The sequence below is a fragment of the Burkholderia sp. KJ006 genome (genome assembly GCF_000262695.1).
Classification (GTDB): domain Bacteria; phylum Pseudomonadota; class Gammaproteobacteria; order Burkholderiales; family Burkholderiaceae; genus Burkholderia; species Burkholderia vietnamiensis.
Genome location: NC_017920.1, coordinates 1,385,120 through 1,410,773 on the forward strand (window position 1 = coordinate 1,385,120; position 25,654 = coordinate 1,410,773).

The following is a 25,654-nucleotide window of genomic DNA, read 5'->3' on the forward strand; positions in this document are numbered from 1 at the left end:
TTCGGCGCGCGGCGGCGCAGGTTCAGCCTGCGCCGCCGTTTTTTCAACGACAACACGAGGCCCGCGCAGCTTCGCCCAGACGATGCGCGCGTATTCCGCATGAGCGATCACACGCAAGTCTCTTCAGCGACGCGCGGCGAACGGCGCGCCCACGCATCGCAGTTCGACCTGTTGCGCGAGCGCCGTTTCGCGCCGTTCTTCACGACGCAGTTCCTCGGCGCGTTGAACGACAACGTGTTCAAGATCGGCTTCACGTCGCTCGTCACGTATCACACCGCACGCTTTTCCGGCGTCGACGCGAAGACGGCCGCGTTCCTCATTTCCGCGATCTTCATCCTGCCGTTCGTGCTGTTCTCGGCCACCTCCGGCCAGATCGCCGACAAGTACGACAAGGCGACGCTCACGCGTTTCGTGAAGACCTTCGAGATTGTGCTGATGCTCGTCGGCGCGGCCGGCTTCGTCACGCACAGTGCGGCGCTGCTGTATCTGTGCACGTTCATGATGGGGATGCACTCGACGCTGTTCGGCCCGGTCAAGTATTCGTACCTGCCGCAGCATCTCGGCGAGCACGAGCTCGTCGGCGGCAACGGCCTCGTCGAAATGGGCACGTTCGTCGCGATCCTGATCGGCACGATCATCGGCGGCGCGGCCGCCGGCATCGAAGGCAGCGGCGAGCGCGTGCTCGCGGTGAGCGTCGTCGCGATCGCGCTGGCAGGGCGCCTCGTCGCGCAGCGCGTGCCGCCGACGCCCGCGCCGCAGCCCGATCTCGTGATCAACTGGAACCCGTTCAGCGAAACCTGGCGCAACCTCGCGCTCGCGCGACAGAACCGCACCGTATTCCTGAGCCTGCTCGGCATCTCGTGGCTGTGGTTCGTCGGCGCGACCTTCCTCACGTCGTTCTTCAATTTCGCGAAGGACGTGCTGTCCGCGAGCCCCGACGTCGTCACCGTGCTGCTCGCGACGTTCTCGGTCGGGATCGGCCTCGGTTCGCTGCTGTGCGAGCGGCTGTCGCAGCGCCGCGTCGAGATCGGGCTCGTGCCGCTCGGCTCGATCGGCATCAGCGTGTTCGCGATCGAGCTGTACTTCGCGAGCCATGCCATGCCGTCGCCCGGCCATCTGCTGTCGGTCGGGGAATTCCTGGCCGGCGCGCGCCACTGGCGCATCCTGGCCGACCTGTTCCTGCTCGCGATGTTCGGCGGCTTTTACAGCGTGCCCCTCTATGCGCTGATCCAGAGCCGCAGCGCGCCGACCCATCGCGCGCGCATCATCGCCGCGAACAACATCCTCAATGCGCTGTTCATGATTTTGTCGGCGTTGATGGCGATGGGGCTGACCAAGGCGGGCGTCGACATCCCCGGGCTGTTTCTCGTGACCGCGCTGCTCAACGTGGCGGTCGCGACGTATATCTACCTGCTCGTGCCCGAGTTCCTGCTGCGCTTCGTCGCGTGGGTGCTGGTGCATACGTTCTACCGGATCCGCCTCGTGCATGCGGAGCGGATTCCCGACGACGGCGCGGCCGTGCTGGTGTGTAATCACGTCAGCTACGTCGACGCGCTCGTGCTGGCCGCGGCGAGCCCGCGGCCGATCCGCTTCGTGATGGATCACCGGATCTTCAAGACGCGGTTCGCGAGCTGGGTGTTCCGGCACGCGAAGGCGATTCCGATCGCGCCGCGCCACGAGGATCCGGACATGCTCGGGCGCGCGTACGACGCGTGCGAGGCCGCGCTGAAGGACGGCGAGCTCGTGTGCGTCTTTCCGGAAGGCAAGCTGACCAAGACGGGCGACATCAACACGTTCCACCACGGGATCACCGAGATCCTCACGCGCAGGCCGGTGCCGGTGATTCCGATGGCGCTGCGCGGGCTGTGGGGCAGCTACTTCTCGCGCCATACCGATGCGCGGATGCCGCGGCCGATCAAGCGCGGCGTGATGAGCCGGCTCACGCTCGCGGTCGGCGAGCCGATGGCGGCGTCGGTCGCCACGCCGCAGGCGCTGCAGGCCGCGGTGACCGAGCTGCGCGGCGCGCGGAAGTAGGGGCGGCGCGCCGTCGGTGAGCGCGCGGCCGTGACGGCGGGCGCGCTACCGGTCGGCCGCACGCGCCCGCGTATGCCGCGCCGTATCCGCGGCCGGCGCATGCGCGCCGAACCGCCCGGCGTCCCGCGCGCGCGGGACGGCTGGCATAATAGCGGTTTACCTCATTTTCTCGACCGGCAAACGATCGGCGCGCCAGCGGTTGCGGCAGCGCATCGGTTTGCGTCATTTCTCTTTGGGCGGTTCCATCATGTCCGGCAATACCCTCGGCACGCTTTTCACTGTCACGACCTTCGGCGAATCGCACGGTCCCGCGATCGGCTGCGTGATCGACGGCTGCCCGCCGGGAATGAGCCTCACCGAAGCCGACATCCAGGCCGAGCTCGACCGCCGCAAGCCCGGCACGTCGCGGCACGTGACGCAGCGCCAGGAGGCCGACGAAGTCGAGATCCTGTCGGGCGTGTTCGAAGGCGTGACGACCGGCACGCCGATCGCGCTGCTGATCCGCAACACCGATCAGCGCAGCAAGGACTACGGCAACATCGTCGAGACGTTCCGCCCCGGTCATGCCGACTACACCTACTGGCAGAAGTACGGCATCCGCGACTACCGCGGCGGCGGCCGCTCGTCCGCCCGTCTCACCGCGCCGATCGTCGGCGCGGGCGCGGTCGCGAAGAAGTGGCTGCGCGAGCGCTTCGGCGTCGAGGTGCGCGGCTGCATGAGCGCGCTCGGCGAAATCGACGTGCCGTTCGTCGACTGGTCGCACGTGCGCGAGAACCCGTTCTTCGCGCCGAATGCGGCGATCGTGCCGGAGCTCGAGGCGTACATGGACGCACTGCGCAAGGACGGCGACTCGATCGGCGCGCGCATCGACGTGGTCGCGTCGGGCGTGCCGGTCGGCTGGGGCGAGCCGGTGTTCGACCGGCTCGACGCCGACATCGCGAAGGCGATGATGAGCATCAACGCGGTGAAGGGCGTCGAGATCGGCGCGGGCTTCGCCAGCGTCGCCGAGCGCGGGTCGGTGCACGGCGACGAGCTGACGCCGGCCGGCTTCGTCGGCAACCATGCGGGCGGCGTGCTCGGCGGGATTTCGACCGGGCAGGACGTCACCGTGTCGATCGCGATCAAGCCGACGTCGAGCATCCGCACGCCGCGCCGCTCGATCACGAAGGCCGGCGAAGAAGCGATCGTCGAGACCTTCGGCCGCCACGATCCGTGCGTCGGCATTCGCGCGACGCCGATCGCCGAGTCGATGCTCGCGCTGGTGCTGATCGACCATGCGCTGCGTCATCGCGCGCAGTGCGGCGACGTCGAGACGTCGACGCCGAAGATCGCCGGCAGCGCGACCTGATACGGGGGCGCCGGCAGCCGCCGGCGCGCTCGATGCGAGGTGAAGCGGGGCGCCTGGGGCGCCCCGTTTTCATGGGGCCTCGGAATGCGGCGGCGCGGCCGATTCACGCACCCGCAGCTCCGGCAGCACCGCGCAACCGGGCCCGACTTCGCCATGCTCGAGTGCGTCGAGCAATGCACGCGCGGCCTTGCGGCCGATCGCATCGGTGTCGACCCACATCGTCGTCAGGGCCGGCCGGATTTCGCGGGCGAGCGCAACGTCGTCGAAACCGGTGATCGACAGTTCCGACGGCACCGCGATTCCCATCGCCTGCGCCTCCAGCAGCGCGCCCAGCGCCAGCGCATCGTTGCCGCAGATCACGGCAGTCGGGCGCGTCGGCCCGCTGTCCGCAATGGCGCGCAGACTCGCGCGCCCGAACGCGATGGTCGCCGGCCCCTCGTGCTGGTGGACCGGCCGCACCGCGAGGCCGCGAGCGGCCAGCGTCTCGTGAATGCCACGCAGGCGCGCCTGCACGCGGTCGTTGTCCGCGGACGGCTGCATGATGATCGCGAAATCGCGATGGCCGAGGTCGAGCAGATGCGTGGTGAGCCGAGCGAAGGCCTCGCGGTTGTCGAAGCCGATGCAGCAATGCGGGCTGTCGTCGCGGTAGGCGTAGGTGACGACATAGGGCACCCGATGCAGGTCGAGCAGTTCGAAGACTTCCGCCGGATAGGCTTCACCGACCAGCGACACCGCTTCGACGCCGCGCGACAGCATCGCACGCACCTGCGCGAGCGCCTGCGCCGGATCGTAATTCGAGCAGCCCAGGAACAGCGTGATGCCGTGCTCGGCCATGACCGCCTGCATGCCGGCGACCTGGGACGCGAACACCTGGTCGTCGAGCGTCGGGATGATCGCGCCCGTAATGTGGGTGCGCGTGGACGCGAGTGCGCGACCGGCCGCGTTGGGGATCCAGTTCAGCGTGCGCGCCGCGTCGCGCACGCGCTGCTGCACGTCGGCCGACACCTTGCCGGGATCGTTGTACACGCGCGAGACGGTCGCGGTCGACACGCCGGCGAGTTTCGCGACGTCCCCGAGCACCGAGCGGCCGCTGCCGCGGCGTGCGCGCGCCGCGCCGCCGCCGGAAGAGGGCGTGCTCATCGGCGGCTCGCGGCCGCCGGCGCGGCGCGCCATGTGCAGGTGGTCCAAAGTGCCATCGTTTACCCTCGGTTCGTCGTGGTCGTGCTTGCATCTCGCGTGCTGCCTGTGAGAATGTAAGCGCTATCTTGATGCCAGCCCGCATTATGTCAGACACATCTTCGAATCGCATCACCGCAAATTTTTCGTCGACGCCGGCCTGTTCGGCGATTTTATCCGCCGCAAATGTAAGCGGTTACATTGAATGAAAGACCACGCTGAATTCCCCAGAATCGCGGTCGTCGGCAGCCTCAACGTCGACCTCGTCACGCACGCGCCGCGGCTGCCCGTGCCGGGCGAAACGCTGCTCGGCACCGCGTTTCGGACCGTCTCCGGCGGCAAGGGCGCGAATCAGGCGGTGGCGGCCGCGCGCCTGGGCGCCTCGGTCGCGATGATCGGCTGCGTCGGCAACGATGCGTTCGGCGCGCGCCTGCACGACGCGCTTGCGGCAGAACGCATCGACGTGACGCACGTACACCGGATCGACGGCGCAGCAACCGGCGTCGCGACGATCACGGTCGATGCGAGCGGGGCGAACAGTATCGTCGTCGTGCCCGGTGCGAACGCGCGCCTCGATGCCGCAACGATCGACGCGGCGCGCGACGCGATCGCCGGCGCGGCGCTGATGGTGTGCCAGCTCGAGGTGCCGATGGAAACCGTGGTGCGCGCGATCGACCGTGCGCGCGCCTGCGGCACGCCGGTGCTGCTCAATCCTGCGCCCGCGCGGCCGCTGTCCGACGCGTTGCTGGCGCGGCTCGAGTACCTCGTCGTCAACGAAACGGAAGCGGAGTCGCTGACCGGCATCGCGGTCGGCGACGACGCCTCGGCAGTGCGCGCCGCAGACGCATTGCACGCGAAGGGCGCCGGCAATGTGCTGGTCACGCTCGGCGCGCGCGGCGTCTGCTGGCGCGGCAGCGCGGGCAACGGCCGCCACCCGGCGCTGGCAGTGACGGCCGTCGATACGACGGCGGCCGGCGACACGTTCGTCGGCGGGTTCGCGGCCGCCCGGGCGGGCGGTGCGTCAATGGACGATGCCATCGCGTTCGGCCAGCGGGCTGCCGCGATCAGCGTCACGCGCCACGGCGCGCAGACGTCGATTCCGACCCGCGAGGAAGTGCAGCACACGACCGCATAGATTCCGCGACGACGGAACAGCCGGCTGAGCCGGCACCCATCAGAAACATGGAGACAACTGCAATGAACGAAAACCACGCTGTTCCGGCCGCGCCGCCCGGTATCCGACGCGGACAACGTATCGCGCTCGCGCTGCTGATGGTGAGCGGGATCGTCAATTATCTCGACCGCGGCACGCTGGCCGTCGCGAGCTCGGCAATCCGTGCGGATCTCGGACTGTCGCTTTCGCAGATGGGCCTGCTGCTGTCGGCATTCTCGTGGAGCTATGCGCTGTGCCAGTTTCCGGTGGGCGGCCTGGTCGATCGCATCGGTCCGCGCCGGCTGCTCGGCATCGGGCTGATCGTCTGGTCGATCGCGCAGGCAGCGGGCGGCATGGTGTCGACCTTCGGCTGGTTCATCGTCGCGCGCATCGTGCTCGGCATCGGCGAGGCGCCGCAGTTCCCGTCGGCCGCGCGGGTCGTGAGCAACTGGTTTCCGCTGCGCGCGCGCGGTACGCCGACCGGCATCTTCAATGCGGCGTCGCCGCTTGGCACCGCGCTCGCACCGTTGCTGCTGTCGGTGCTCGTCGCGTCGTTCGACTGGCGCCTGGCGTTCGTCGCGACCGGTGCGCTCGGTCTCGTCGTTGCCGTCGTCTGGTTCGCGCTGTACCGCGATCCGGCTCGCGCGCAGTTGAGCGTGGCGGAACGCGGGTATCTCGATGCCGATGCGCAGACCGCCGCCGCCGCGCCGAAGCTGACTTTCGCCGACTGGCGCAGCCTGTTCTCGCACGGCACGACGTGGGGCATGCTGATCGGATTCTTCGGTTCCGTGTATCTGAACTGGGTATACCTGACGTGGCTGCCGGGATACCTGACGATGGAGCGTCACATGAGCCTCATTCGCACCGGGTTTGCGGCGTCGGTGCCGTTCCTGTGCGGCTTCGTCGGTTCGCTCGTCGCCGGCTGGCTGTCCGATTTTGTCACGCGCCGCAGCCGCTCGCCGGTCGTGAGCCGGCGCAATGCGGTGGTCGTCGCGATGCTCGGGATGGTCGCGTTCACGATTCCGGCCGCGCTCGTGCAGAGCAATACCGTTGCGCTCGCATGCATTTCGGTCGTGATCTTTCTCGCGAATGCGGCATCCGCGTGTTCGTGGGCGCTCGCGACGGCCGCCGCGCCGCCGAGCCGCGTCGCATCGCTCGGCGCGATCCAGAATTTTGGCGGTTTCATCGGCGGTGCACTCGCGCCGATCCTGACGGGCGTCATCGCGCAGAAGTGGTCGTTCGTGCCGGCGCTGCTGACGGCCGCGGCGATCGCGTTCGCCGGTGCGATGGCCTACCTGCTGCTGGTGCGCAAGCCGATTCCCGAGCAGGCGGCCAGCGCCGCGCCCGGACCGCTGCCGGCCTGAGCGTCGCGGCCACACCGCGTATTTACTGAAGCAAGGAGAAAGAGATGCAACACCATCAGCAGTCGACTGCGGCCATCGAGGGGATCGTGCCGGTGATGCTGACACCGTTCGACGATGCCGGCGCGATCGACTATGCCGGGCTCGAGCGACTCATCGAGTGGTATCTGGCGCACGGCTCGGATGCGCTGTTCGCGGTCGCGCAGTCTAGCGAGATGCAATTCCTGAGTCTGGCCGAACGGGCGGAACTCGCGCGTTTCGTCGTCGATCGCGTGGCCGGGCGCGTGCCCGTCGTCGCGTCCGGCCATATCAGCGACGATCTCGATTCGCAGGTCGCCGAGCTGTGCGCGGCGGCCGAATCGGGTGCGCAGGGCGTCGTGCTCGTGACGAACCATCTCGATCCGCAGCGCAAGGGCAGCGCCGCGTTTCTGGACCATCTTCACGCGCTGCTCGCCCGGCTGCCATCGGATCTGCCGCTCGGCCTGTACGAATGTCCGGCGCCTTATCGACGGTTGCTCTCCGATGACGAACTGCGTGCGTGCATCGATACCGGCCGCTTCGTGATGCTCAAGGACGTGAGCTGCGACCTGGAAACGGTGAAGCGGCGCGTGGCGCTTGCCGCCGGGTCGCCGCTGAAGGTCCTGAACGCGAACGCCGCAATCGCCTGGGATGCGATGAAGGCGGGGTCCGCCGGCTTCAACGGCGTGTTCACCAACTTCCATCCCGATCTGTATCAGTGGCTGCGCACGCAGGGCGATTCGGATCCGGCGCTCGCCGACGAGTTGGCGACGTTCCTGGTGGTGTCGGCGGTGTCCGAAGCGCTGGGTTATCCGGCGCTCGCGAAAATCTATCACCAGCGGATCGGCACCTTCGAGTCGATTCGTTGCCGCGTAATCGATTACGACGTACGCGAGCGGTTCTGGGCGCTCGACGCGGTGCTCGACAAGATCGTGGCGGGTACCGAGCATTTCCGTCGGAGAATCGCAGCGCTCTGACGGGCGGGCAGCAGTGCGCGCGCGAGGCATTGCTCCCGCGCGCGCTCGCGACCCGCGGACGTCGTACCGACGAAAAAAAACGCCGCGCGATGCGGCGTCTTCCGGCAGCTTACATGTTCGGATAATTCGGTCCGCCACCGCCTTCCGGCGTGACCCACACGATGTTCTGCGTCGGGTCCTTGATGTCGCAGGTCTTGCAGTGCACGCAGTTCTGCGCGTTGATCACGAGGCGGTCGCTGCCGTCGTCGTTCTTCACGAACTCGTACACGGCCGCCGGGCAGAACCGTCCCTCCGGTCCTGCGTAGGTGCGCAGGTTCACGTTCACCGGCACGCTCGCATCCTTCAGCGTCAGGTGCGCCGGTTGGTTCTCCTCGTGGTTCGTGTTCGAGATGAACACCGACGACAGCCGGTCGAACGTCAGTTTGCCGTCCGGCTTCGGATACTCGATCGGCGTGCATTGCGACGCGGGCTTCAGCATCTCGTGGTCCGCATGCTTGTGGTGCAGCGTCCACGGCACGTTGCCGCCCATCACCTTCTGCTCGAGCCCGACCATCAGCGTGCCGAGGTACAGCCCTTTGGCCATCCACTGCTTGAAGTTGCGCGCGCGGTACAGCTCGGTGTACAGCCACGACTGCCGGAACGCGTCCGGGTAGGCGTGCAGCTCGTCCGACTGGCGGCCGGCCTGCACCGCGTCGAACGCCGCGTCGGCGGCCAGCATGCCGGTCTTGATCGCCGCGTGGCTGCCCTTGATCCGCGACGCGTTCAAAAAGCCTGCATCGTCGCCGATCAGCGCGCCGCCCGGGAACACCGTCTTCGGCAGCGACAGCAGCCCGCCCGCGGTGATCGCGCGCGCGCCGTACGACACGCGCTTGCCGCCTTCGAGGAACGTACGGATCGACGGGTGCGTCTTGTAGCGCTGGAACTCCTCGAACGGCGACAGGTACGGGTTCGTGTAGCCAAGCCCAACCACGAAGCCGACCACGACCTGGTTGTTGTCCATGTGGTACAGGAACGAACCGCCGTAGGTATCCGACTTCAGCGGCCAGCCGGCCGTGTGGATCACGAGGCCCGGCTTGTGTTTCGCCGGATCGATCTCCCACAGCTCCTTGATGCCGATCCCGTACGCTTGCGGATCCGCGTTCGCGTCGAGCTTGAACTTCGAGATCAGCTGGCGGCCCAAGTGACCGCGGCAGCCTTCGGCGAACAGCGTGTACTTCGCGTGCAGTTCCATGCCGAGCTGGAAGTTCTCGGTCGGCTCGCCGTCCTTGCCTACGCCCATGTTGCCGGTGGCGACGCCCTTCACCGAGCCGTCGTCGTTGTAGAGGATCTCCGCGGCCGGAAAGCCGGGGAAGATCTCGACGCCGAGCGCTTCGGCCTGCGCGCCGAGCCAGCGCGTGACGTTGCCCAGCGAGATCACGTAGTTGCCGTGATTCTTGAAGTTGTCGGGCAACGCCCAGTTCGGCGTCGTGACCGCGCTCTGCTCGGACAGGAACAGGAAGCGGTCCTCGGTCACCTCGACGGTGAGCGGTGCGCCGCGTTCCTTCCAGTCGGGGAACAGCTCGGTGATCGCGCGCGGGTCCATCACCGCGCCCGACAGGATGTGCGCGCCGATCTCGGAACCCTTCTCGAGCACGCACACGCCGATCTCGGTGCCTTTCTCGGCGGCCAGCTGCTTGAGCCGGATCGCCGCCGACAGCCCGGCGGGGCCGCCGCCGACGATCACGACGTCGTATTCCATCGATTCGCGCGGGCCGTATTGCTCGATGAGGCTTGCGGGGGTCATTGGCGTTCCTCTAACCGTTAGAATGCTTTTATTCGGGAGCGTATTGTCTGCGAAACGAAACGCTTGCCGCAACAGCGCGGCGCTAGATTAGCACGATCGTTCTATTTTCTGTGCTAGGGTTATGCTGCTCGAGCGGGCATCCGCCGCGGCAAACGACATCGAAAGGGGATGTGCAATGGGTCGATCGATCAATCTGGAAGGCAAGGTCGCGCTGGTTACCGGCGCATCGAGCGGCCTCGGGCAACGCTTCGCGCAGGTGCTGTCGCAGGCCGGCGCGAAGGTCGTGCTGGCGAGCCGCCGGGTCGAGCGCCTGAAGGAACTGCGCGCCGAGATCGAGGCGGAGGGCGGCGCCGCGCATGTCGTGTCGCTCGACGTGACCGACGTGCAGAGTATCAAGGCAGCCGTTGCGCACGCCGAGACGGAAGCCGGCACGATCGACATCCTCGTGAACAATTCGGGTGTATCGACGATGCAGAAGCTCGTCGACGTGACGCCGGCCGATTTCGAGTTCGTGTTCGACACCAACACGCGCGGTGCATTCTTCGTCGCGCAGGAAGTCGCGAAGCGCATGATGATGCGCGCGAACGGCAACGGCAAGCCGCCGTACCGGATCATCAACATCGCATCGGTGGCCGGGCTGCGCGTGTTTCCGCAGATCGGGCTGTACGCGATGAGCAAGGCGGCCGTCGTGCAGATGACGCGGGCGATGGCGCTCGAATGGGGGCGTCACGGGATCAACGTGAACGCGATCTGCCCGGGCTATATCGACACCGAAATCAATCACTACCTGTGGGAAACCGAACAAGGCCAGAAGCTGCAGTCGATGCTGCCGCGCCGGCGCGTCGGCAAGCCGCAGGATCTCGACGGGCTGTTGCTGCTGCTGGCGGCCGACGAGTCGCAGTTCATCAACGGTTCGATCATCTCCGCCGACGACGGCTTCGGCCTCGCGTGAGCGGATGCCATCCAGTAACGAAGAAGAGTGCAATGAGCGAATATTCCCGCGTATTTGAAATGTCGATGCCGATCCGCTGGGGCGACATGGACGCGTTCGGCCACGTGAACAACACGGTCTACTTCCGTTACATGGAACAGGCGCGGATCTCGTGGTTCGAGCAACTCGGCATCGCGGGCGGCAATGGCGAGGGACAGGGGCCCGTGGTCGTCACGGCGTCGATGGAATTCCTGAAGCAACTGCACTATCCGGGCGACGTGATCGCGCGGATGTCGGCCGCCAAACCGGGCCGCAGCAGCTTCGACACCGGCTTCGAGCTCTCGCGTGCGGACGATCCGCAGCATGTGTATGCGCGCGGCAACGCGCGCTGCGTGTGGGTCGACTATGCGCTCGGCAAGTCGGTGCCGCTGCCGCAGCTGCTGCGCGACACGATCGAGCGCGCGCTCGCCGCCAAGGTCGACTGAACGTCGAAGCCGGCGCCGCGGCGCCGATGCGGGTGTGCAGCTATACCCGTGCCTGCCGGAATCGGCCGCCTCGCGCGGCCGATTGCGTTTGCGTGCAGCGGCTACTGGCCGAGCAGGCGTTGCAGCAGCTCCGGCGTATTGCTGGTGCCGTACTTGCGCATCAGCCGCGCACGGTAGATGTCGACGGTGCGCGAACTGATGTCGAGCACGCGTCCGATCTGCTTGCTGGTCTTGCCGGTCGCGAGCTGGGCTGCGATCTCCCGCTCGCGCGGCGTCAGCTCGACCGCCACGCGGCGCGTCGCGCTCAGGTCTTCGAAGGTCCATACGCCCACGGCGAGCGGCGCGGTGCGATCGAGCGCGCGGCCGGTCACGTGGCACCAGAACAGCTCGCCGTCCGCGCGCTTCATGATTCTGTCGTCGCCGTACGTGCCGTTCGCGACCATCACGCGCGAAATGCGCTCGCCGATGCGCTGAAATTCGTCCGGCGACGGATACAGTACTTCGTAGGACTTGCCGATCAGATCGGTCCGCGCGCAGCGGAAGATCGCCGCGAGTGCGTCGTTGCAGTCCTCGATCACGCGGTCGCGCGACATCACGAGGCCGAGCGGCGCGAGGTGAAAGGCAGTCTGGTAATCGAGTGCGGGCATGGCGCGGGGCAGCGGAGGCAAATGCTTATGTAGTTTTGCGTATTGTGCCGCATCCGCGCCGCATCGTACCCTTGCCGGCATCTCGTGGCGCTTCGTCGCGACATAAAAACAGCGCGCCTCGCGCAGGCCACGCCGTGCATGCATAGAATGAGTGCGGCGGGCTTGCGGGCCAGTCGGCGCGTGAACCGGTTTTGCTGGTTTCCATAGAGGAAGGGACATACAGATGAACAAAGTCTATCCCAGCGCGGCTGCCGCGCTGGAAGGGATCGTCCGCGACGGACAGACGTTCGCGGTCGGCGGCTTCGGCCTGTGCGGGATCCCCGAGGCGCTGATCGCGGCGCTGCGCGACTCCGGCGTCAAGGACATCACCTGCATCAGCAACAACGCGGGCGTCGACGGTTTCGGCCTCGGCCTGCTGCTCGAAACGCGCCAGATCAAGAAGATGATCTCGTCGTACGTCGGCGAGAACAAGGAGTTCGAGCGCCAGTACCTGGCCGGCGAGCTCGAGCTCGAATTCACGCCGCAGGGCACGCTCGCCGAGAAGCTGCGCGCCGGCGGCGCCGGCATCCCGGCATTTTTCACGAACACCGGCTACGGCACCGTGATCGCCGAGGGCAAGGAAACGCGCCAGTTCGGCGATCGCCATTATGTGCTCGAGCCGTCGCTGACCGCCGACGTCGCACTCGTGAAGGCATGGAAGGCCGACAAGTCGGGCAACCTGATCTATCGCCGCACCGCGCGCAACTTCAACCCGATGTGCGCGATGGCCGGCAAGATCACCGTGGCCGAGGTCGAGGAGATCGTCGAGAACGGCGCGCTCGATCCCGACCAGGTCCATACGCCCGGCATCTTCGTGCAGCGGATCGTGCTGAACGCGACGCCCGAAAAACGCATCGAACAACGCGTCGTACGCGCGAAAGGAGACTGACATGGCCTGGAATCGTGACCAGATGGCCGCGCGCGCGGCGAAGGAACTGCAGGACGGCTTCTACGTGAACCTCGGCATCGGTCTGCCGACGCTCGTCGCGAACCACGTGCCGGCCGGCGTCGAAGTGTGGCTGCAGTCGGAGAACGGCCTGCTCGGCATCGGCCCGTCGCCGACCGACGAAGAGGTCGATGCCGATCTGATCAACGCCGGCAAGCAGACCGTCACGACGCTGCCCGGCTCGTCGATCTTCTCGTCGGCCGATTCGTTCGCGATGATTCGCGGCGGCCACATCAACCTCGCGATCCTCGGCGCGATGCAGGTCAGCAAGAACGGCGATCTCGCGAACTGGATGATCCCCGGCAAGATGATCAAGGGGATGGGCGGCGCGATGGATCTCGTCGCGGGCGTGAAGCGCGTCGTCGTGCTGATGGAGCACGTCGCGAAGGGCGACCAGCACAAGATCCTCGAGGAATGCAACCTGCCGCTGACGGGTGTCGGCGTGGTCGACCTGATCATCACCGATCTCGGCGTGATCGAAGTGACGCCGGACGGCCTGAAGGTGCTCGAGCTCGCCGACGGTGTCGGCGTCGACGAAATCCAGGCCAAGACGGGCGCGCCGCTCGACGTGAGCGCGGTCGCATAAGCAAGGTCTGACTCCGTCGGCCATCGACGCCCCGCGTTCCGCCACGGAACGCGGGGCGTCTTGCCATCGCGGCATCGATCGGGCGATCAGCCGATCACGCGATCGCACCGCCGCCGTCGACCAGCACCGTCGAGCCGGTCGCAAACGGCGTCGTCGCGAGGTAGACGATCGCGTTCGCGACGTCCTCGGCCTGGCCCACGCGGCGTGCGGGCAGGCGTTGCGCGGCGCCGGCGTACATGGCGTCGCGTGCGTCGGGCGCGAGCTTGTTCCACAGCGGCGTCGCGATCAGGCCCGGCGACACCGTGTTCACGCGCACCGGCGCCAGCTCGAGCGCCAGCCCGCGGGCCAGCGCCTCGAGCGCCGCGTTGATCGCGCCTTGCAGCACCGACGACGCGCTCGGCCGCACGCTCAGGAACCCCGACACGAACGACAGCGAGCCGCCGGGCGCGATGTCGATCGAACGCGCGACGCGATAGGCGCCCCAGAACTTGCTGTCCATCGCGGCCTGCGCATCGGCGAGCGCCAACGTGCGCACCGCGCCCGTCGCCGTTTGCGCGGCCGAAATCACGACATGGTCGAAGCGCCCCGCGCGCGCGCAGAACGCGTCGACGGCTGCCGTATCGGTGATGTCGAGCGCTTCGCCGCGCACCGCAGCGCCTGGCGCGGCCGCCGCGCCGGCCCGCTCGGGGTGGCGCGAGGCGATCGTCACGACCGCGCCGCGTTGCGCGAATGCATGCGCGGCCGCGGCGCCGATGCCGGAACTGCCGCCGACGACAAGGACTTTCTTGCCGCTGAGTGAATCGTTCATGCTGGTCCTTCCGAAGTGAGGGGAGAGGGCGATCCGGTCAGATCGTTTCGGTTTCGCGCAACGTTGCCGGGCTGCGCAGCGCGAAGCGCGCGATGTCGTCCTTGCGCATGAACGCGACGCCCGGATGCGAGCGCGCGTAATCGAGGAACGTGTCCCATGCGCGGACCATCTGCGGCGTGCCGCTGATCCGGTCGTGCGCGCTGATCGACATCAGGCGCCGTCGCTGTCCGGCTTCCGCGTACAGCTGGTCGAAATCGAGCTTGATCTGCTCGACGAACTTCGTCGGCGAATAATTGCGGCCTTCGATCAGCAGGATGTCGTTGTTGCGCAGCGTGTACGGCACGACCGCGAAGTCGCGGCCGCCGACCGTCTCGATGAAAGGCTCGTCGCGGCTGACGTCGTCGATGTGATACAGGTAGCCGAGCTCCTGCAGCAGCGGCAGCGTATGCGGGCCGCGCCGCAGCCAGTTGCAGTTGTAGCCGACCGGGCGCTGGCCCGTGACCGCTTCGACCATGTCGCGAGCCTCGACGAGGAAGCGGCGCTCTTCGTCGCGGCTCATCGCGAACTGCGAGCGCCAGGTCGGACCGTGCGCGGCCGCCTCGTGGCCGCGCGACACGATCTCGCGCGCCAGCTCGGGATGGCGGCGTGCGGCTTCACCGATCATGTGCGACGTGACTTTCACGCCGTGCCGGTCCCACAGGTCGAGCAGGCGGGGAATGCCTTCGCGGTAGCCGTACGCGAACCACGTCGCCGACGCGAGGTCGGCCGGCACCGACGGCGGGAACTCGACCGGCGGGAACGGGCTGTCCGCGCCCTTGGGCGGTTGCCCGCCGGCCTCGAACTGCATCGAGATCGAGATCACGAGCCGGATGCCGTCCGGCCAGAAGGTGCCGGCCTGCGCATCGGCCGCGGCCGGTCGCGGGCCCTGTGGCGTTGCGGCCGCGGCCGCGCTGGACGCGCCCGTGGCGGCCGCGACGCCGGCCACGAGCCCGGCGCCGGCCTGGGCGAGAAAGGTGCGGCGCGGCGAAGGTTGCGCCTGATTCGATGGTTCGTGCGTCATCGTGTGCTCCTGCTCCGTTAGTCGACCAGCCCGAGCTGACGCATCAGCGTCAGGTTGTCCTCGATATGCCAGTTCTCCGCGATCCGGCCGTGATCGACCCGGTAGATGTCGGTCGCGATGAAGTCGATGGCCTGTCCGCTCCCGGCCGTTCCGTTGAAGGTGCCGGAGAAATGGCCGCGAAAGTGCAGGTGCACGACGACCCGGTCGCCGGCGACGATCATCTGTTCGATGTCGCAATGCAGGTCCGGGATCGCAGTGCGCATCGTTCTGGACGCGGCGAGCGGCCCGGCGATGCCCTGTTCGCGGCCGGCCGGCAACGTGCGGTCGCTGAAATCGGCGGCGAGCGCGGCCTGCGCGAGGGCCGCGTCGCCGGCATCCCAGAACGTGACGTAGCGGCGCGCGGCGAGGATCTGCGCGCGTGCCTGCGCGGCCGGCACATCGGCGGCGACGATCAGGCCGTGCGGCTCGACGAGGCTCGCCGCATGGGCGGCGGCAGGCGCCAGCGCCGCGACGCACGCGGCCGCGGCGATCGCGCGTGCGAGCGGCCGCGCGACGGAAGAAAGACGGATTGGCATGGTGATTGGGTCCTGTGTGCAGCGTCGTGCGACGACGCGGAACAGGTATGGTAGGTTTCCGTTCTTCATGCAAATACGGGCGTGGCACGAATGGATTATTCGAAAAAAGGAAAGGTTACGGCGAAACGAGGGCGCCGATGCTGATCGACGATCTCCCCGCGCTCGAGACCTTCGCGCGCATCGTGTCGGCCGGCAGCCTGTCGGCGGCGGCGCGCGAGCTGGACCTGTCGCTGTCGGTGGTCAGCAAGCGGCTCGCGCATCTGGAGTCGCGGCTCGGTGTGCGGCTGTTGCACCGGACCACGCGCCAGCAGACGCTGACCGACGACGGCGCGCAGTTTCACGCCCAGGTGCTGCGCATCCTGGCCGAAATCGAGCGGGCGGAAACGCTGATGAGCGACCGGCGCGGCACGGTCAACGGCATGCTGCGCGTGACGGCGCCCGGCGAGCTCGGCCGCGTGCGGATCGTGCCGCTGGTCGCGGCGTTCCAGCGGCAGCATCCGGCGTTGACCGTGCAGCTGATGCTCACCGACACGATCGTCGACCTGCTCGCGCAGGACATCGACGTGGCCGTCCGGATCGGCAGCCTGGCCGATTCGACGATGATCGCGCGCGAGCTGGCGCCGAATCACCGCGTGCTGTGCGCGGCGCCGAGCTACGTCGCGACGCATGGGCTGCCGGCCCATCCGGCCGACCTGCGGGCACACCGATGCATCGTGCTCGGCGATCAGCCGCGCACCGAATGGCGGTTCGACGGCGCCCACGGCAGCGTGGCCGTCGACGTCACGGCCGCGCTGCTCACCAACGACGGCGGGGCGGCCCGGTCGTTCGCGCTCGAAGGCGCGGGCATCGCGCTGAAGTCGATCTGGGACGTCGACGCCGATCTCGACGCCGGCACGCTCGTGCGTGTGCTGCCGGCGTTCGCGGCGCCGGCCGCGCCGCTGCATGCGGTCTATCCGGGCGGCCGGCACGTGCCGTTGCGCGTGCGCGCCTTCGTCGAGTTCCTGCGCGAGCAGTTGCGCGACGCGTGGCAGCGCGGCGCGTGAGCGGAGCCGAGGCGAGCGATGCGCGCGAGGGTCGCGGCTTGCGCGACGCGCCGCCGCGGCGAAGCGGTTTACAATCGTTCGCACCGGCCGGCACGCGCCGCCCACGCTCGACAGGATGCTCACGATGCCCATCATTTCAGCGAATCCACCGGTTCCCCGCCAGCGTCGCGTGCAGTGTGCGAGCGCGGTCGGCCTGCACCACGTCGCGTATACGGAATGGGGAGATCCCGCCAATGCGCGCGTGCTGGTCTGCGTGCACGGCCTGACCCGTTCCGGGCGCGACTTCGATCGCCTCGCGGCCGCGCTGTCCGATACCTATCGCGTCGTGTGCCCCGACGTGGTCGGGCGCGGCCGCTCGGACCGGCTGGCCGACCCGCGGTTCTACACGATCCCGCAGTACGTGGCGGATATGGTGACGCTGATCGCGCGGCTCGACGTCGAGTCGGTCGACTGGTTCGGCACGTCGATGGGCGGGCTGATCGGCATCGCGCTCGCGGGGCTGCCCGGTGCGCCGCTGCGCAGGATGATCGTCAACGACGTCGGTCCGCGCATCGAGCCCGACTCGCTCGTGCGCATCGGCGAATACCTCGGCGTGCAGCCGCGCTTCGCGACGTGCCAGGAAGGCGTCGACTACCTGACGTCGCTGTCGCTGCCGTTCGGCGCGCTGACTGCCGAAGAATGGCGCGAGATCAACGAGCCGCTGCTGTGCGAGCTGCCGGACGGCGGCTGGACGATGCGCTACGATCCGCGCATCGCCGAGCCGTTCAAGGCGACCACGCCCGAGCTGGCCGCGGCCGGCGAAGCGGCGTTGTGGCACGCGATCGAAGCGACCGATGCGTCGCTGCTCGTCGTGCGGGGCGAAACGTCGGACCTGCTGTCGCGCGACACGGTAGCCGAGATGGTGCGGCGCGGCCGGCACGTGACGCAGGTCGAGATTCCGGGCGCGGGCCATGCGCCGGCGTTCGTCAGCGCGGAGCAGATCGCGCTTGCCCGCCGGTTTTTCGTCGAAGGCGCCGCGTAAACGCGTCATAATATGCGGTTCGGCGGCGCGCGGGCCGCGTCGTCGCCACTTGTTCACCCATTCACACGACCGGAACATTTCATGGCAGTCATTCGTCACCACGTCGGCGCTCGTCTCTCCGAAACCGCGATCCACAACGGTACCGTGTACCTGGCCGGCCAGATCGCCGAAGACACCACGCAGGACATCCGCGGCCAGACGCGCGAAGTGCTCGGCCACATCGACCGCCTGCTCGCCGAAGCGAACAGCGACAAGGCGCATCTGCTGTCGGTGCAGATCTACATCTCCGATCTCGCGAACTTCGACGGCATGAACGCCGAGTGGGACGCGTGGGTCGCGGCGGGCAATACGCCGCCGCGCGCGACCGTCGAAGCGAAGCTCGCCGATCCGGCGGTGCTCGTCGAGATCGTCGTCGTTGCCGCCCAGCGGAGCTGAGCGAAGCATCACGATGACCGCAATATCCCGGGCCGTGCGATGACCGAATCCGCTTCCGCTTCTTCCGTCGCGGCGCCGTCGTTCGACGACGTGCTCGCGTTCGTGCGCGAGCGGGCCGGCGCCGCGCGCCTGTCGACGGGCGAGCTGCTTGCCGATCACTCGGCCGGCACCGCGTCGATCATGCGCACGCTGAACGTCGATCCGCACGCGATGCAGGCGGCCGCGCTGTTCGTGCTGACGCCGCATCTGAGCGACCCCGAACGCGAGCTGACCGAGCGCTTCGGCGAAGAGGTCGCGCGGCTCGTCGCCGATGTGCGCAAGCTGCTGCGGCTCGGCACCGTCAGCCTGCGCGCGGCGCAGAACGCGATGCCCGACGCCGGGCGCGACGCCGCGCAACAGCGGCGCACGCAGATCGAGGCGCTGCGCAAGATGTTGCTCGCGTTCGCGCAGGACATCCGCGTGGTGCTGATTCGCCTGGCGTCGCGGCTGCAGTCGCTGCGCTACTACGCGGCCGCGAAGGCCGATCCGCCGCCCGACGTGGCGCGCGAGACGCTCGAGATCTACGCGCCGCTCGCGAACCGTCTCGGCATCTGGCAACTGAAGTGGGAGCTCGAGGATCTCGCGTTCCGCTTCGAGGATCCGGTCACCTACAAGCGCATCGCGAAGCTGCTCGACGAGAAGCGCATCGAGCGCGAGGCGTACGTCGCACAGGCGATCGAGCGGCTGCAGCACGAGCTCGCGCAGGCGCATATCCCGGCCGACGTGAGCGGCCGGCCGAAGCACATCTACAGCATCTGGCGCAAGATGCGCGGCAAGGAGCTCGATTTCTCCGAGCTGTACGACGTGCGCGCGTTCCGCGTGATCGTGCCCGACATCAAGGATTGCTACACGGTGCTCGGCATCGTCCATCACCTGTGGCAGCCGGTGCCGAAGGAGTTCGACGACTACATCTCGCGGCCGAAGCCGAACGGCTACAAGTCGCTGCATACGGTCGTGATCGGCGACGACGGCCGCGCGTTCGAAGTGCAGATCCGCACGCAGGAAATGCATCGCTTCGCCGAGTACGGCGTCGCCGCGCACTGGCGCTACAAGGAAGCCGGCGTGCGCGGCTACGGCGGCCAGTTCTCGGCGAGCGACAAGTACGACGAGAAGATCGCGTGGCTGCGCCAGTTGCTCGCGTGGAAGGACGACGTCGAGGACGGCGGCGAAGTGTCCGGCGATCAGGCGTGGGCGCAGTTGCGCGAGACCTCGCTCGACGACGACCACATCTACGTGCTGACGCCGCAGGCGCGCGTGATCGCGCTGCCGCAGGGCGCGACGCCGGTCGACTTCGCCTATCACCTGCACAGCGAGCTGGGCCATCGCTGCCGCGGCGCGCGTGTCGACGGCGCGATGGTGCCGCTCAACACGTCGCTCGCGAACGGCCAGACGGTCGAGATCGTCGCGGTGAAGGAGGGCGGGCCGTCGCGCGACTGGCTGAACCCGCAGCTCGGCTACCTGAAGAGCTCGCGCGCACGGCAGAAGGTGCGCGCGTGGTTCAACTCGATCGAGCAGGAAGAAAACATCGCGCACGGGCGCGCGCTCGTCGAAAAGACGCTGCAGCGCGAGGGCAAGACGTCGGTCAACCTCGACAATCTCGCCGCGAAGCTCGGCTTCAAGTCGCCCGACGATCTGTTTTCGGTCGTCGGCAAGGAAGAATTCAGCCTGCGCAACATCGAGCAGGCGCTGTCCGATGCGCCGCCGCCCGAGCACGCGCCCGAGGCGCCCGCCGACTTCGAGAAGCGCAGCAGCGGCGCGAGCGTCGCGCACGGTGCATCGACCGGCGTGCTGGTGGTCGGCGTCGATGCGCTGCTGACCCAGCTGGCGCGCTGCTGCCGCCCGGCGCCGCCCGACCCGATCAGCGGCTTCGTGACGCGCGGCAAGGGGATGTCGATTCACCGCAGCGACTGCCCGACCTTCGTGCGGATGGCCGAGCGCGCGCCCGAGCGCGTGCTGCAGACGACGTGGTCTGCGGACGTGCTGGGCGGGCGCGGCGCGTCCGTCTATCCGGTCGATCTGATGATCGAGGCGAGCGACCGGCAAGGGCTGCTGCGTGACATTTCGGAAGTCTTTGCGCGCGAGAAGATGAACGTGGTCGGCGTGAAGACGCAGAGCCGCCGCAACACGGCGTTCATGCAGTTCACGGTCGAGGTGTCGAATGCCGCGCAGGTGCAGCGCGCATGCACGCTGCTCGGCGAAGTGCAGGGCGTCGTGCGGGCCGGACGCAAGGCATGACGCGGCCACACATGATCGCGCCCCGTCATTTTGCTGCAACCGCATAAATAGCTTGCCAAGGAAACGCTCGCCCCATATAATCTTAGCTTCACTAGGCTCGTAGCTCAGCTGGTTAGAGCACCACCTTGACATGGTGGGGGTCGTTGGTTCGAGTCCAATCGAGCCTACCAACGAATTGAGAATGTCCGGTTTTCCGGGTGTTCGATGCAGTAAATAACTCAACGCGAACAAGGCGAATACGGTTATGACACCGCGAACGTTGACCGAAACCTTTTCGGAGCGACGCTAGTCGAGGAACGTTTTCGCCCTTTCAGTCTGAGTGAAGTATCGAATGCGGCCCCTCGAAAGCGGGGCCGCATTTTTTTTGTCGCGAAATTCCGCGCGTGACTTTGAGGTTGCGTGCCTGGTTTGCCGCCCACTGTCGGCATCACGGAGATTGCCATGGTTTCGATACGCTTGCCTGACGGCTCAGTTCGACAATACGAGCATCCGGTGACAGTTGCCGAGGTTGCGGCCTCGATCGGTCCCGGCCTTGCGAAGGCTGCGCTTGGTGGCAAGCTCGACGGCGAGCTCGTCGACACGTCCACGGTCATCGATCGCGATGCATCGCTCGCGATCGTCACCGACAAGGATGCCGACGGTCTCGACATCATCCGTCACTCGACCGCCCACTTGCTCGCGTACGCGGTGAAGGAGCTGTATCCGGAAGCGCAGGTGACGATCGGGCCGGTCATCGACAACGGCTTCTATTACGACTTCGCGTATAACCGTCCGTTTACGCCCGAAGATCTCGAAAAGATCGAAAAGCGCATGCAGGAGCTCGCGAAGAAGGATGAGCCGGTGACGCGCCGCGTGGTGTCGCGCGACGAGGCGGCCGGCTATTTCCGCAGCATCGGCGAGAAGTACAAGGCCGAGATCATCGAATCGATCCCGCAAAGCGACGAAATCAAGCTCTACTCGCATGGCGGCTTCACCGATCTCTGTCGTGGCCCGCACGTGCCGTCGACCGGGAAGCTGAAGGTCTTCAAGCTGATGAAGGTCGCCGGCGCGTACTGGCGCGGCGATTCCAAGAACGAGCAGCTGCAGCGCATCTACGGCACGGCCTGGACGAAGAAGGAAGACCAGGATCAGTACCTGCACATGCTCGAGGAAGCGGAAAAGCGCGACCACCGCAAGCTCGGCAAGCAGCTGGATCTGTTCCACATGCAGGAAGAGTCGCCGGGCATGGTGTTCTGGCATCCGAAGGGCTGGGCGCTGTGGCAGCAGGTCGAGCAGTACATGCGTCGCCGAGTGAACGATGCCGGCTATCTCGAGATCAAGACGCCGATGATCATGGACCGCTCGCTGTGGGAAGCGTCGGGCCACTGGCAGAACTACCGCGAGAACATGTTCACGACGGAGTCGGAGAAGCGCGACTACGCGATCAAGCCGATGAACTGTCCGGGTCACGTGCAGGTGTTCAAGCATGGGCTGCGCTCGTACCGCGACCTGCCGCTGCGTTATGCCGAATTCGGTTCGTGCCATCGCAACGAGGCGTCGGGCGCGCTGCACGGGCTGATGCGCGTGCGCGGCTTCGTGCAGGACGATGCGCACATCTTCTGTACCGAAGATCAGTTCATCGCGGAGTCGATCGCGTTCAACACGCTGGCGATGAGCGTGTACAAGGACTTTGGCTTCGAGCACATCGACATCAAGCTGTCGCTGCGCCCCGAGCAGCGCGCGGGCACCGATGAAACCTGGGATCGCGCCGAGCAGGGGCTGCGCGATGCGCTGACCGCGTGCGGCCTGACGTGGCAAGAGTTGCCGGGCGAGGGCGCGTTCTACGGCCCGAAGATCGAGTACCACATCAAGGATGCGCTCGGCCGTTCTTGGCAATGCGGCACGCTGCAGCTCGATATGGTGCTGCCGGAGCGCCTCGGCGCCGAGTACGTCGCGGAAGACAACAGCCGCCGCCGGCCGGTGATGCTGCACCGTGCGATCGTCGGTTCGATGGAGCGTTTCCTGGGCATTCTGATCGAGCACCACGCCGGCGCGATGCCGGTCTGGCTCGCGCCGTTCCAGGCAATTGTGCTCAATATCGCCGAAAGTCAGGCCGAATATGCGCAATCTCTGGCCCAAACGTTGCAAAAACAAGGGGTTAGGGTGGCGGCAGATTTGCGCAACGAGAAGATTAGCTATAAAATACGCGAGCACACGCTGGAAAAGGTGCCTTATCTCCTCGTCGTGGGCGATAAGGAGCGTGATGCGCAAACGGTAGCCGTGCGTGCCCGTGGCGGCGTCGATCTTGGCGTTATGCCGGTCGAAGCCTTCGTTGAGCGTCTGCAGGAAGACCTGCGCTCGTTCAAGTAACCGCCCTGGCAGCGCGGCTCGTTTTTTTAATTTTTAGAGGAAACGTAACATCGCTACTGATAAGTCGTCGCATCGCATCAACGGTGAAATCACTGCGCCGGAAGTGCGTCTGGTCGGGATCGAGAACGAACCGCTCGGTATCGTGAAACTCGCTGATGCTTTCCGTAAATCGGAAGAGTTGGACGTTGACCTCGTGGAAATCGCGCCGCAAGCGGTTCCGCCGGTCTGCCGCCTGATGGATTACGGCAAGTTCAAGTATCAGGAGTCCAAGAAGCAGCACGAAGCGAAGCTGAAGCAGAAGGTCATCCAGGTGAAGGAAGTCAAATTCCGCCCGGGTACCGATGACGGTGACTACAACGTCAAGCTTCGCAACCTTCTGCGCTTCCTCGAAGAGGGCGACAAGACGAAGATCACGTTGCGTTTCCGCGGCCGTGAAATGGCTCACCAGGAGATCGGTATGCGGATGCTGGAGCGTCTGCGCACGGATCTCGAGGAAGTCGGTCAGGTCGAGCAGATGCCGAAGATGGAAGGGCGCCAGATGATCATGGTGCTCTCCCCGAAGAAAAAGAAGTAACGAGCCCGCGCGCTGGTCGCGCAGGTTCGGCAAGTGGTTCGGCGCGTGGCCCGGTCAGGGCGGCGCGCCAACGATGACGGCGGCTGCGCGAGCGGTCGCCGTACACAAGTGGACTGGGTTTCGAAGGGCGGGTCGAGGGCGCAAGCCAACCGCACACCCATCGCCATCAAATAAACTGGAGTTATTCGTCATGCCTAAGATGAAGACCAAGAAGAGTGCTGCAAAGCGCTTCGTGGTGCGTCCGGGCGGTACCGTCAAGCGCGGTCAAGCCTTCAAGCGCCACATCCTGACCAAGAAAACCACGAAGAACAAGCGTCACCTGCGCGGCGCAACGGCAGTTCATGATTCCGATCTGAACTCCGTCCGCGCGATGCTGCCGTTCGCGTAACCCCTCAACTGATACTCTAAGGAGCGAAACATGCCTCGAGTCAAACGTGGGGTAACCGCACGGGCCCGTCACAAGAAGATCATCAACCTGGCCAAGGGTTATCGCGGCCGTCGCAATAACGTCTACCGCATCGCCAAGCAGGCGGTGATGCGCGCTGGCCAGTACGCGTACCGCGATCGCCGCAACAAGAAGCGTGTGTTCCGCGCACTGTGGATCACGCGTATCAACGCGGCAGTTCGCCAGCACGACATGACCTACAGCGTGTTCATCAACGGCCTGAAGAAGGCGTCGATCGAACTCGACCGTAAGGTGCTGGCCGACATGGCGGTGTTCGACAAGGCTGCTTTTGCTGCGATCGTCAAGCAGGTGAAAGCCGCCGTTGCAGCCTAATTGCGAAATTAGCACTGCGTGGTTAGTTGCAGCGATGTTCCGGTAGTTTCGGCCGCTGCAGCGAAAACGGGGCTCTTCCGAGCCCCTTTTTTGTTTGGCGGGCAGATTTGCTCGCCGAGACCGAATGACGTTGGAAATGATGGGATCTATGGATCTGGACCAGATTGTCGCCGACGCGCAGCAGTCCTTCGAACAGGCTGCCGACATCACCACGCTCGAAAACGAGAAAGCCCGATTTCTCGGCAAGTCGGGTGCGCTGACCGAGTTGCTCAAGGGCCTCGGCAAGCTCGATCCCGAAGCACGCAAGACCGAAGGCGCCCGCATCAACGTCGCGAAGCAGCAGGTTGAAGCCGCGCTGACCGCGCGTCGCCAGGCGCTCGCCGATGCGCTGTTGAACCAGCGACTCGCCGCCGAGGCGATCGACGTCACGCTGCCGGGCCGCGGCGCCGGTGCAGGCAGCCTGCATCCGGTGATGCGCACGTGGGAGCGCGTCGAACAGATTTTCCGCTCGATCGGCTTCGACGTGGCCGACGGTCCCGAGATCGAGACCGACTGGTACAACTTCACGTCGCTGAACAGCCCGGAGAACCATCCGGCGCGTTCGATGCAGGACACCTTCTACGTCGAAGGCAAGGACGCCGACGGCCGCCAGTTGCTGCTGCGCACGCACACGAGCCCGATGCAGGTGCGATATGCGCGCATGAACCGCCCGCCGATCAAGGTGATCGCACCGGGCCGCACGTATCGCGTCGACAGCGATGCAACCCACTCGCCGATGTTCAATCAGGTCGAGGGGCTGTGGATCGACGAGAACATCAGCTTCGCCGACCTCAAGGGCGTCTATACCGATTTCCTGAAGAAATTCTTCGAGCGCGACGACATCCTCGTGCGCTTCCGCCCGTCGTATTTCCCGTTCACGGAACCGTCGGCCGAGATCGACATGATGTTCGAGCACGGCAAGAACGCCGGCAAATGGCTCGAGATCTCCGGCTCGGGGCAGGTGCATCCGACCGTGATCCGCAACATGGGGCTCGATCCCGAGCGCTATATCGGCTTTGCGTTCGGCAGCGGCCTCGAGCGCCTGACGATGCTGCGCTACGGCGTGCAGGATCTCCGGCTGTTCTTCGAGAACGATCTGCGTTTCCTGCGCCAGTTCGCCTGACGCACGCGCCGTGCCGACATGTGCCCGCGCTCGCCCCGCCGGACGTTCCACCGGGGCCCGGGCGTCGATCTAACCTGTTTCGAACGTAGAC

Annotated in this window: 24 protein-coding genes and 1 tRNA gene; 19 read left to right on the forward strand and 6 right to left on the reverse strand. The window is 66.5% G+C overall.

Going from position 1 to position 25,654, the window contains the following annotated elements:
- Nucleotides 1–99: 99 nt before the first annotated feature.
- Entirely contained in the window at nt 100–2,034 is a 1,935-nt protein-coding gene (locus MYA_RS06285) for an MFS transporter (protein WP_041493815.1), read from the forward strand.
- A gap of 247 nt (nt 2,035–2,281) precedes the next feature.
- Nucleotides 2,282–3,382 carry a chorismate synthase gene (aroC, locus tag MYA_RS06290; RefSeq protein ID WP_011884526.1) on the forward strand — a complete coding sequence of 367 codons (1,101 nt, stop codon included), beginning with the start codon at nt 2,282–2,284 and terminating at the stop codon, nt 3,380–3,382.
- A gap of 69 nt (nt 3,383–3,451) precedes the next feature.
- Here aroC and MYA_RS06295 read toward each other — a convergent pair whose 3' ends face one another.
- Nucleotides 3,452–4,522 carry a LacI family DNA-binding transcriptional regulator gene (locus MYA_RS06295; protein WP_041493955.1) on the reverse strand — a complete coding sequence of 357 codons (1,071 nt, stop codon included), beginning with the start codon at nt 4,520–4,522 and terminating at the stop codon, nt 3,452–3,454.
- 241 nt (nt 4,523–4,763) lie between these two features.
- Between MYA_RS06295 and rbsK the strand changes: the two genes are divergently transcribed.
- From rbsK to MYA_RS06310, 3 genes are all read left to right on the forward strand, one after another.
- Complete coding sequence (gene rbsK / locus MYA_RS06300; protein WP_014722895.1) at nt 4,764–5,693, forward strand: ribokinase; 930 nt, start codon at nt 4,764–4,766, stop codon at nt 5,691–5,693.
- 62 nt (nt 5,694–5,755) lie between these two features.
- Complete coding sequence (locus MYA_RS06305; RefSeq protein WP_041493816.1) at nt 5,756–7,075, forward strand: MFS transporter; 1,320 nt, start codon at nt 5,756–5,758, stop codon at nt 7,073–7,075.
- Between the two features lie 44 nt (nt 7,076–7,119).
- Nucleotides 7,120–8,067: a dihydrodipicolinate synthase family protein gene (locus tag MYA_RS06310; protein ID WP_014722896.1), complete on the forward strand. Its 948-nt coding sequence runs from the start codon at nt 7,120–7,122 to the stop codon at nt 8,065–8,067.
- A gap of 109 nt (nt 8,068–8,176) precedes the next feature.
- On the opposite strand, the gene MYA_RS06315 is transcribed toward MYA_RS06310, so the two are convergent.
- Nucleotides 8,177–9,850, reverse strand: a complete 1,674-nt coding sequence (locus MYA_RS06315; protein WP_014722897.1) for an electron transfer flavoprotein-ubiquinone oxidoreductase — start codon at nt 9,848–9,850, stop codon at nt 8,177–8,179.
- Between the two features lie 175 nt (nt 9,851–10,025).
- Here MYA_RS06315 and MYA_RS06320 point away from each other — a divergent pair, with 175 nt between their 5' ends.
- Nucleotides 10,026–10,802, forward strand: coding sequence for an SDR family oxidoreductase (locus MYA_RS06320; protein ID WP_011884532.1), 777 nt, complete (start codon nt 10,026–10,028; stop codon nt 10,800–10,802).
- Between the two features lie 32 nt (nt 10,803–10,834).
- Nucleotides 10,835–11,266, forward strand: a complete 432-nt coding sequence (locus tag MYA_RS06325; protein ID WP_014722899.1) for an acyl-CoA thioesterase — start codon at nt 10,835–10,837, stop codon at nt 11,264–11,266.
- A gap of 101 nt (nt 11,267–11,367) precedes the next feature.
- Here the strand turns inward: MYA_RS06325 and MYA_RS06330 are convergent, their stop codons facing one another.
- On the reverse strand, nt 11,368–11,913 hold the full coding sequence (locus tag MYA_RS06330) for a PAS and helix-turn-helix domain-containing protein (protein ID WP_011884534.1): 546 nt from the start codon (nt 11,911–11,913) through the stop codon (nt 11,368–11,370).
- A gap of 223 nt (nt 11,914–12,136) precedes the next feature.
- Here MYA_RS06330 and MYA_RS06335 point away from each other — a divergent pair, with 223 nt between their 5' ends.
- Both MYA_RS06335 and MYA_RS06340 read left to right on the forward strand, forming a co-directional pair.
- Entirely contained in the window at nt 12,137–12,841 is a 705-nt protein-coding gene (locus tag MYA_RS06335; RefSeq protein ID WP_014722901.1) for a CoA transferase subunit A, read from the forward strand.
- 1 nt (nt 12,842) lies between these two features.
- On the forward strand, nt 12,843–13,484 hold the full coding sequence (locus tag MYA_RS06340; RefSeq protein ID WP_014722902.1) for a CoA transferase subunit B: 642 nt from the start codon (nt 12,843–12,845) through the stop codon (nt 13,482–13,484).
- A gap of 94 nt (nt 13,485–13,578) precedes the next feature.
- Here the strand turns inward: MYA_RS06340 and MYA_RS06345 are convergent, their stop codons facing one another.
- The 3 genes from MYA_RS06345 to MYA_RS06355 are packed head-to-tail and all read right to left on the reverse strand — an operon-like array spanning nt 13,579 to nt 15,927.
- The gene (locus tag MYA_RS06345; protein WP_014722903.1) at nt 13,579–14,292 is read right to left on the reverse strand and encodes an SDR family oxidoreductase; all 714 of its coding nucleotides are present in this window, start codon (nt 14,290–14,292) and stop codon (nt 13,579–13,581) included.
- Between the two features lie 37 nt (nt 14,293–14,329).
- Nucleotides 14,330–15,352, reverse strand: a complete 1,023-nt coding sequence (locus MYA_RS06350; protein WP_014722904.1) for a polysaccharide deacetylase family protein — start codon at nt 15,350–15,352, stop codon at nt 14,330–14,332.
- Nucleotides 15,353–15,369: 17 nt separating this feature from the next.
- Entirely contained in the window at nt 15,370–15,927 is a 558-nt protein-coding gene (locus MYA_RS06355; RefSeq protein WP_014722905.1) for an ester cyclase, read from the reverse strand.
- A gap of 137 nt (nt 15,928–16,064) precedes the next feature.
- On the opposite strand from MYA_RS06355, the gene MYA_RS06360 reads away from it, so the two are divergent.
- The 10 genes from MYA_RS06360 to pheS all read left to right on the forward strand — a co-directional run bounded on the left by MYA_RS06360 (nt 16,065) and on the right by pheS (nt 25,563).
- The gene (locus MYA_RS06360; protein ID WP_011884541.1) at nt 16,065–16,970 is read left to right on the forward strand and encodes a LysR family transcriptional regulator; all 906 of its coding nucleotides are present in this window, start codon (nt 16,065–16,067) and stop codon (nt 16,968–16,970) included.
- 124 nt (nt 16,971–17,094) lie between these two features.
- Nucleotides 17,095–17,991, forward strand: a complete 897-nt coding sequence (locus tag MYA_RS06365) for an alpha/beta fold hydrolase (RefSeq protein ID WP_014722906.1) — start codon at nt 17,095–17,097, stop codon at nt 17,989–17,991.
- An 81-nt stretch (nt 17,992–18,072) separates the two neighbouring features.
- Nucleotides 18,073–18,426, forward strand: a complete 354-nt coding sequence (locus MYA_RS06370) for a RidA family protein (protein ID WP_011884545.1) — start codon at nt 18,073–18,075, stop codon at nt 18,424–18,426.
- Nucleotides 18,427–18,465: 39 nt separating this feature from the next.
- On the forward strand, nt 18,466–20,700 hold the full coding sequence (locus tag MYA_RS06375; RefSeq protein ID WP_011884547.1) for a RelA/SpoT family protein: 2,235 nt from the start codon (nt 18,466–18,468) through the stop codon (nt 20,698–20,700).
- Between the two features lie 93 nt (nt 20,701–20,793).
- Nucleotides 20,794–20,870, forward strand: a tRNA-Val gene (locus MYA_RS06380).
- 271 nt (nt 20,871–21,141) lie between these two features.
- Complete coding sequence (gene thrS / locus MYA_RS06385; protein ID WP_011884549.1) at nt 21,142–23,049, forward strand: threonine--tRNA ligase; 1,908 nt, start codon at nt 21,142–21,144, stop codon at nt 23,047–23,049.
- 49 nt (nt 23,050–23,098) lie between these two features.
- On the forward strand, nt 23,099–23,623 hold the full coding sequence (infC, locus tag MYA_RS06390; RefSeq protein ID WP_072465527.1) for a translation initiation factor IF-3: 525 nt from the start codon (nt 23,099–23,101) through the stop codon (nt 23,621–23,623).
- Nucleotides 23,624–23,813: 190 nt separating this feature from the next.
- Nucleotides 23,814–24,011: a 50S ribosomal protein L35 gene (gene rpmI / locus MYA_RS06395; protein ID WP_004191477.1), complete on the forward strand. Its 198-nt coding sequence runs from the start codon at nt 23,814–23,816 to the stop codon at nt 24,009–24,011.
- Between the two features lie 30 nt (nt 24,012–24,041).
- Nucleotides 24,042–24,401 carry a 50S ribosomal protein L20 gene (gene rplT / locus MYA_RS06400; RefSeq protein ID WP_004192938.1) on the forward strand — a complete coding sequence of 120 codons (360 nt, stop codon included), beginning with the start codon at nt 24,042–24,044 and terminating at the stop codon, nt 24,399–24,401.
- Nucleotides 24,402–24,549: 148 nt separating this feature from the next.
- Nucleotides 24,550–25,563 carry a phenylalanine--tRNA ligase subunit alpha gene (gene pheS / locus MYA_RS06405; RefSeq protein WP_006753318.1) on the forward strand — a complete coding sequence of 338 codons (1,014 nt, stop codon included), beginning with the start codon at nt 24,550–24,552 and terminating at the stop codon, nt 25,561–25,563.
- Nucleotides 25,564–25,654: the final 91 nt, after the last annotated feature.

What these genes read in the sequence shown, in the direction of transcription:
- MYA_RS06285 (WP_041493815.1), top strand. Translation starts at nt 100, where the DNA reads ATGAGCGATCACACGCAAGTCTCTTCAGCGACGCGCGGCGAACGGCGC.
- aroC (WP_011884526.1), top strand. Translation starts at nt 2,282, where the DNA reads ATGTCCGGCAATACCCTCGGCACGCTTTTCACTGTCACGACCTTCGGC.
- MYA_RS06295 (WP_041493955.1), bottom strand. Translation starts at nt 4,522, where the DNA reads ATGAGCACGCCCTCTTCCGGCGGCGGCGCGGCGCGCGCACGCCGCGGC.
- rbsK (WP_014722895.1), top strand. Translation starts at nt 4,764, where the DNA reads ATGAAAGACCACGCTGAATTCCCCAGAATCGCGGTCGTCGGCAGCCTC.
- MYA_RS06305 (WP_041493816.1), top strand. Translation starts at nt 5,756, where the DNA reads ATGAACGAAAACCACGCTGTTCCGGCCGCGCCGCCCGGTATCCGACGC.
- MYA_RS06310 (WP_014722896.1), top strand. Translation starts at nt 7,120, where the DNA reads ATGCAACACCATCAGCAGTCGACTGCGGCCATCGAGGGGATCGTGCCG.
- MYA_RS06315 (WP_014722897.1), bottom strand. Translation starts at nt 9,850, where the DNA reads ATGACCCCCGCAAGCCTCATCGAGCAATACGGCCCGCGCGAATCGATG.
- MYA_RS06320 (WP_011884532.1), top strand. Translation starts at nt 10,026, where the DNA reads ATGGGTCGATCGATCAATCTGGAAGGCAAGGTCGCGCTGGTTACCGGC.
- MYA_RS06325 (WP_014722899.1), top strand. Translation starts at nt 10,835, where the DNA reads ATGAGCGAATATTCCCGCGTATTTGAAATGTCGATGCCGATCCGCTGG.
- MYA_RS06330 (WP_011884534.1), bottom strand. Translation starts at nt 11,913, where the DNA reads ATGCCCGCACTCGATTACCAGACTGCCTTTCACCTCGCGCCGCTCGGC.
- MYA_RS06335 (WP_014722901.1), top strand. Translation starts at nt 12,137, where the DNA reads ATGAACAAAGTCTATCCCAGCGCGGCTGCCGCGCTGGAAGGGATCGTC.
- MYA_RS06340 (WP_014722902.1), top strand. Translation starts at nt 12,843, where the DNA reads ATGGCCTGGAATCGTGACCAGATGGCCGCGCGCGCGGCGAAGGAACTG.
- MYA_RS06345 (WP_014722903.1), bottom strand. Translation starts at nt 14,292, where the DNA reads ATGAACGATTCACTCAGCGGCAAGAAAGTCCTTGTCGTCGGCGGCAGT.
- MYA_RS06350 (WP_014722904.1), bottom strand. Translation starts at nt 15,352, where the DNA reads ATGACGCACGAACCATCGAATCAGGCGCAACCTTCGCCGCGCCGCACC.
- MYA_RS06355 (WP_014722905.1), bottom strand. Translation starts at nt 15,927, where the DNA reads ATGCCAATCCGTCTTTCTTCCGTCGCGCGGCCGCTCGCACGCGCGATC.
- MYA_RS06360 (WP_011884541.1), top strand. Translation starts at nt 16,065, where the DNA reads ATGCTGATCGACGATCTCCCCGCGCTCGAGACCTTCGCGCGCATCGTG.
- MYA_RS06365 (WP_014722906.1), top strand. Translation starts at nt 17,095, where the DNA reads ATGCCCATCATTTCAGCGAATCCACCGGTTCCCCGCCAGCGTCGCGTG.
- MYA_RS06370 (WP_011884545.1), top strand. Translation starts at nt 18,073, where the DNA reads ATGGCAGTCATTCGTCACCACGTCGGCGCTCGTCTCTCCGAAACCGCG.
- MYA_RS06375 (WP_011884547.1), top strand. Translation starts at nt 18,466, where the DNA reads ATGACCGAATCCGCTTCCGCTTCTTCCGTCGCGGCGCCGTCGTTCGAC.
- thrS (WP_011884549.1), top strand. Translation starts at nt 21,142, where the DNA reads ATGGTTTCGATACGCTTGCCTGACGGCTCAGTTCGACAATACGAGCAT.
- rpmI (WP_004191477.1), top strand. Translation starts at nt 23,814, where the DNA reads ATGCCTAAGATGAAGACCAAGAAGAGTGCTGCAAAGCGCTTCGTGGTG.
- rplT (WP_004192938.1), top strand. Translation starts at nt 24,042, where the DNA reads ATGCCTCGAGTCAAACGTGGGGTAACCGCACGGGCCCGTCACAAGAAG.
- pheS (WP_006753318.1), top strand. Translation starts at nt 24,550, where the DNA reads ATGGATCTGGACCAGATTGTCGCCGACGCGCAGCAGTCCTTCGAACAG.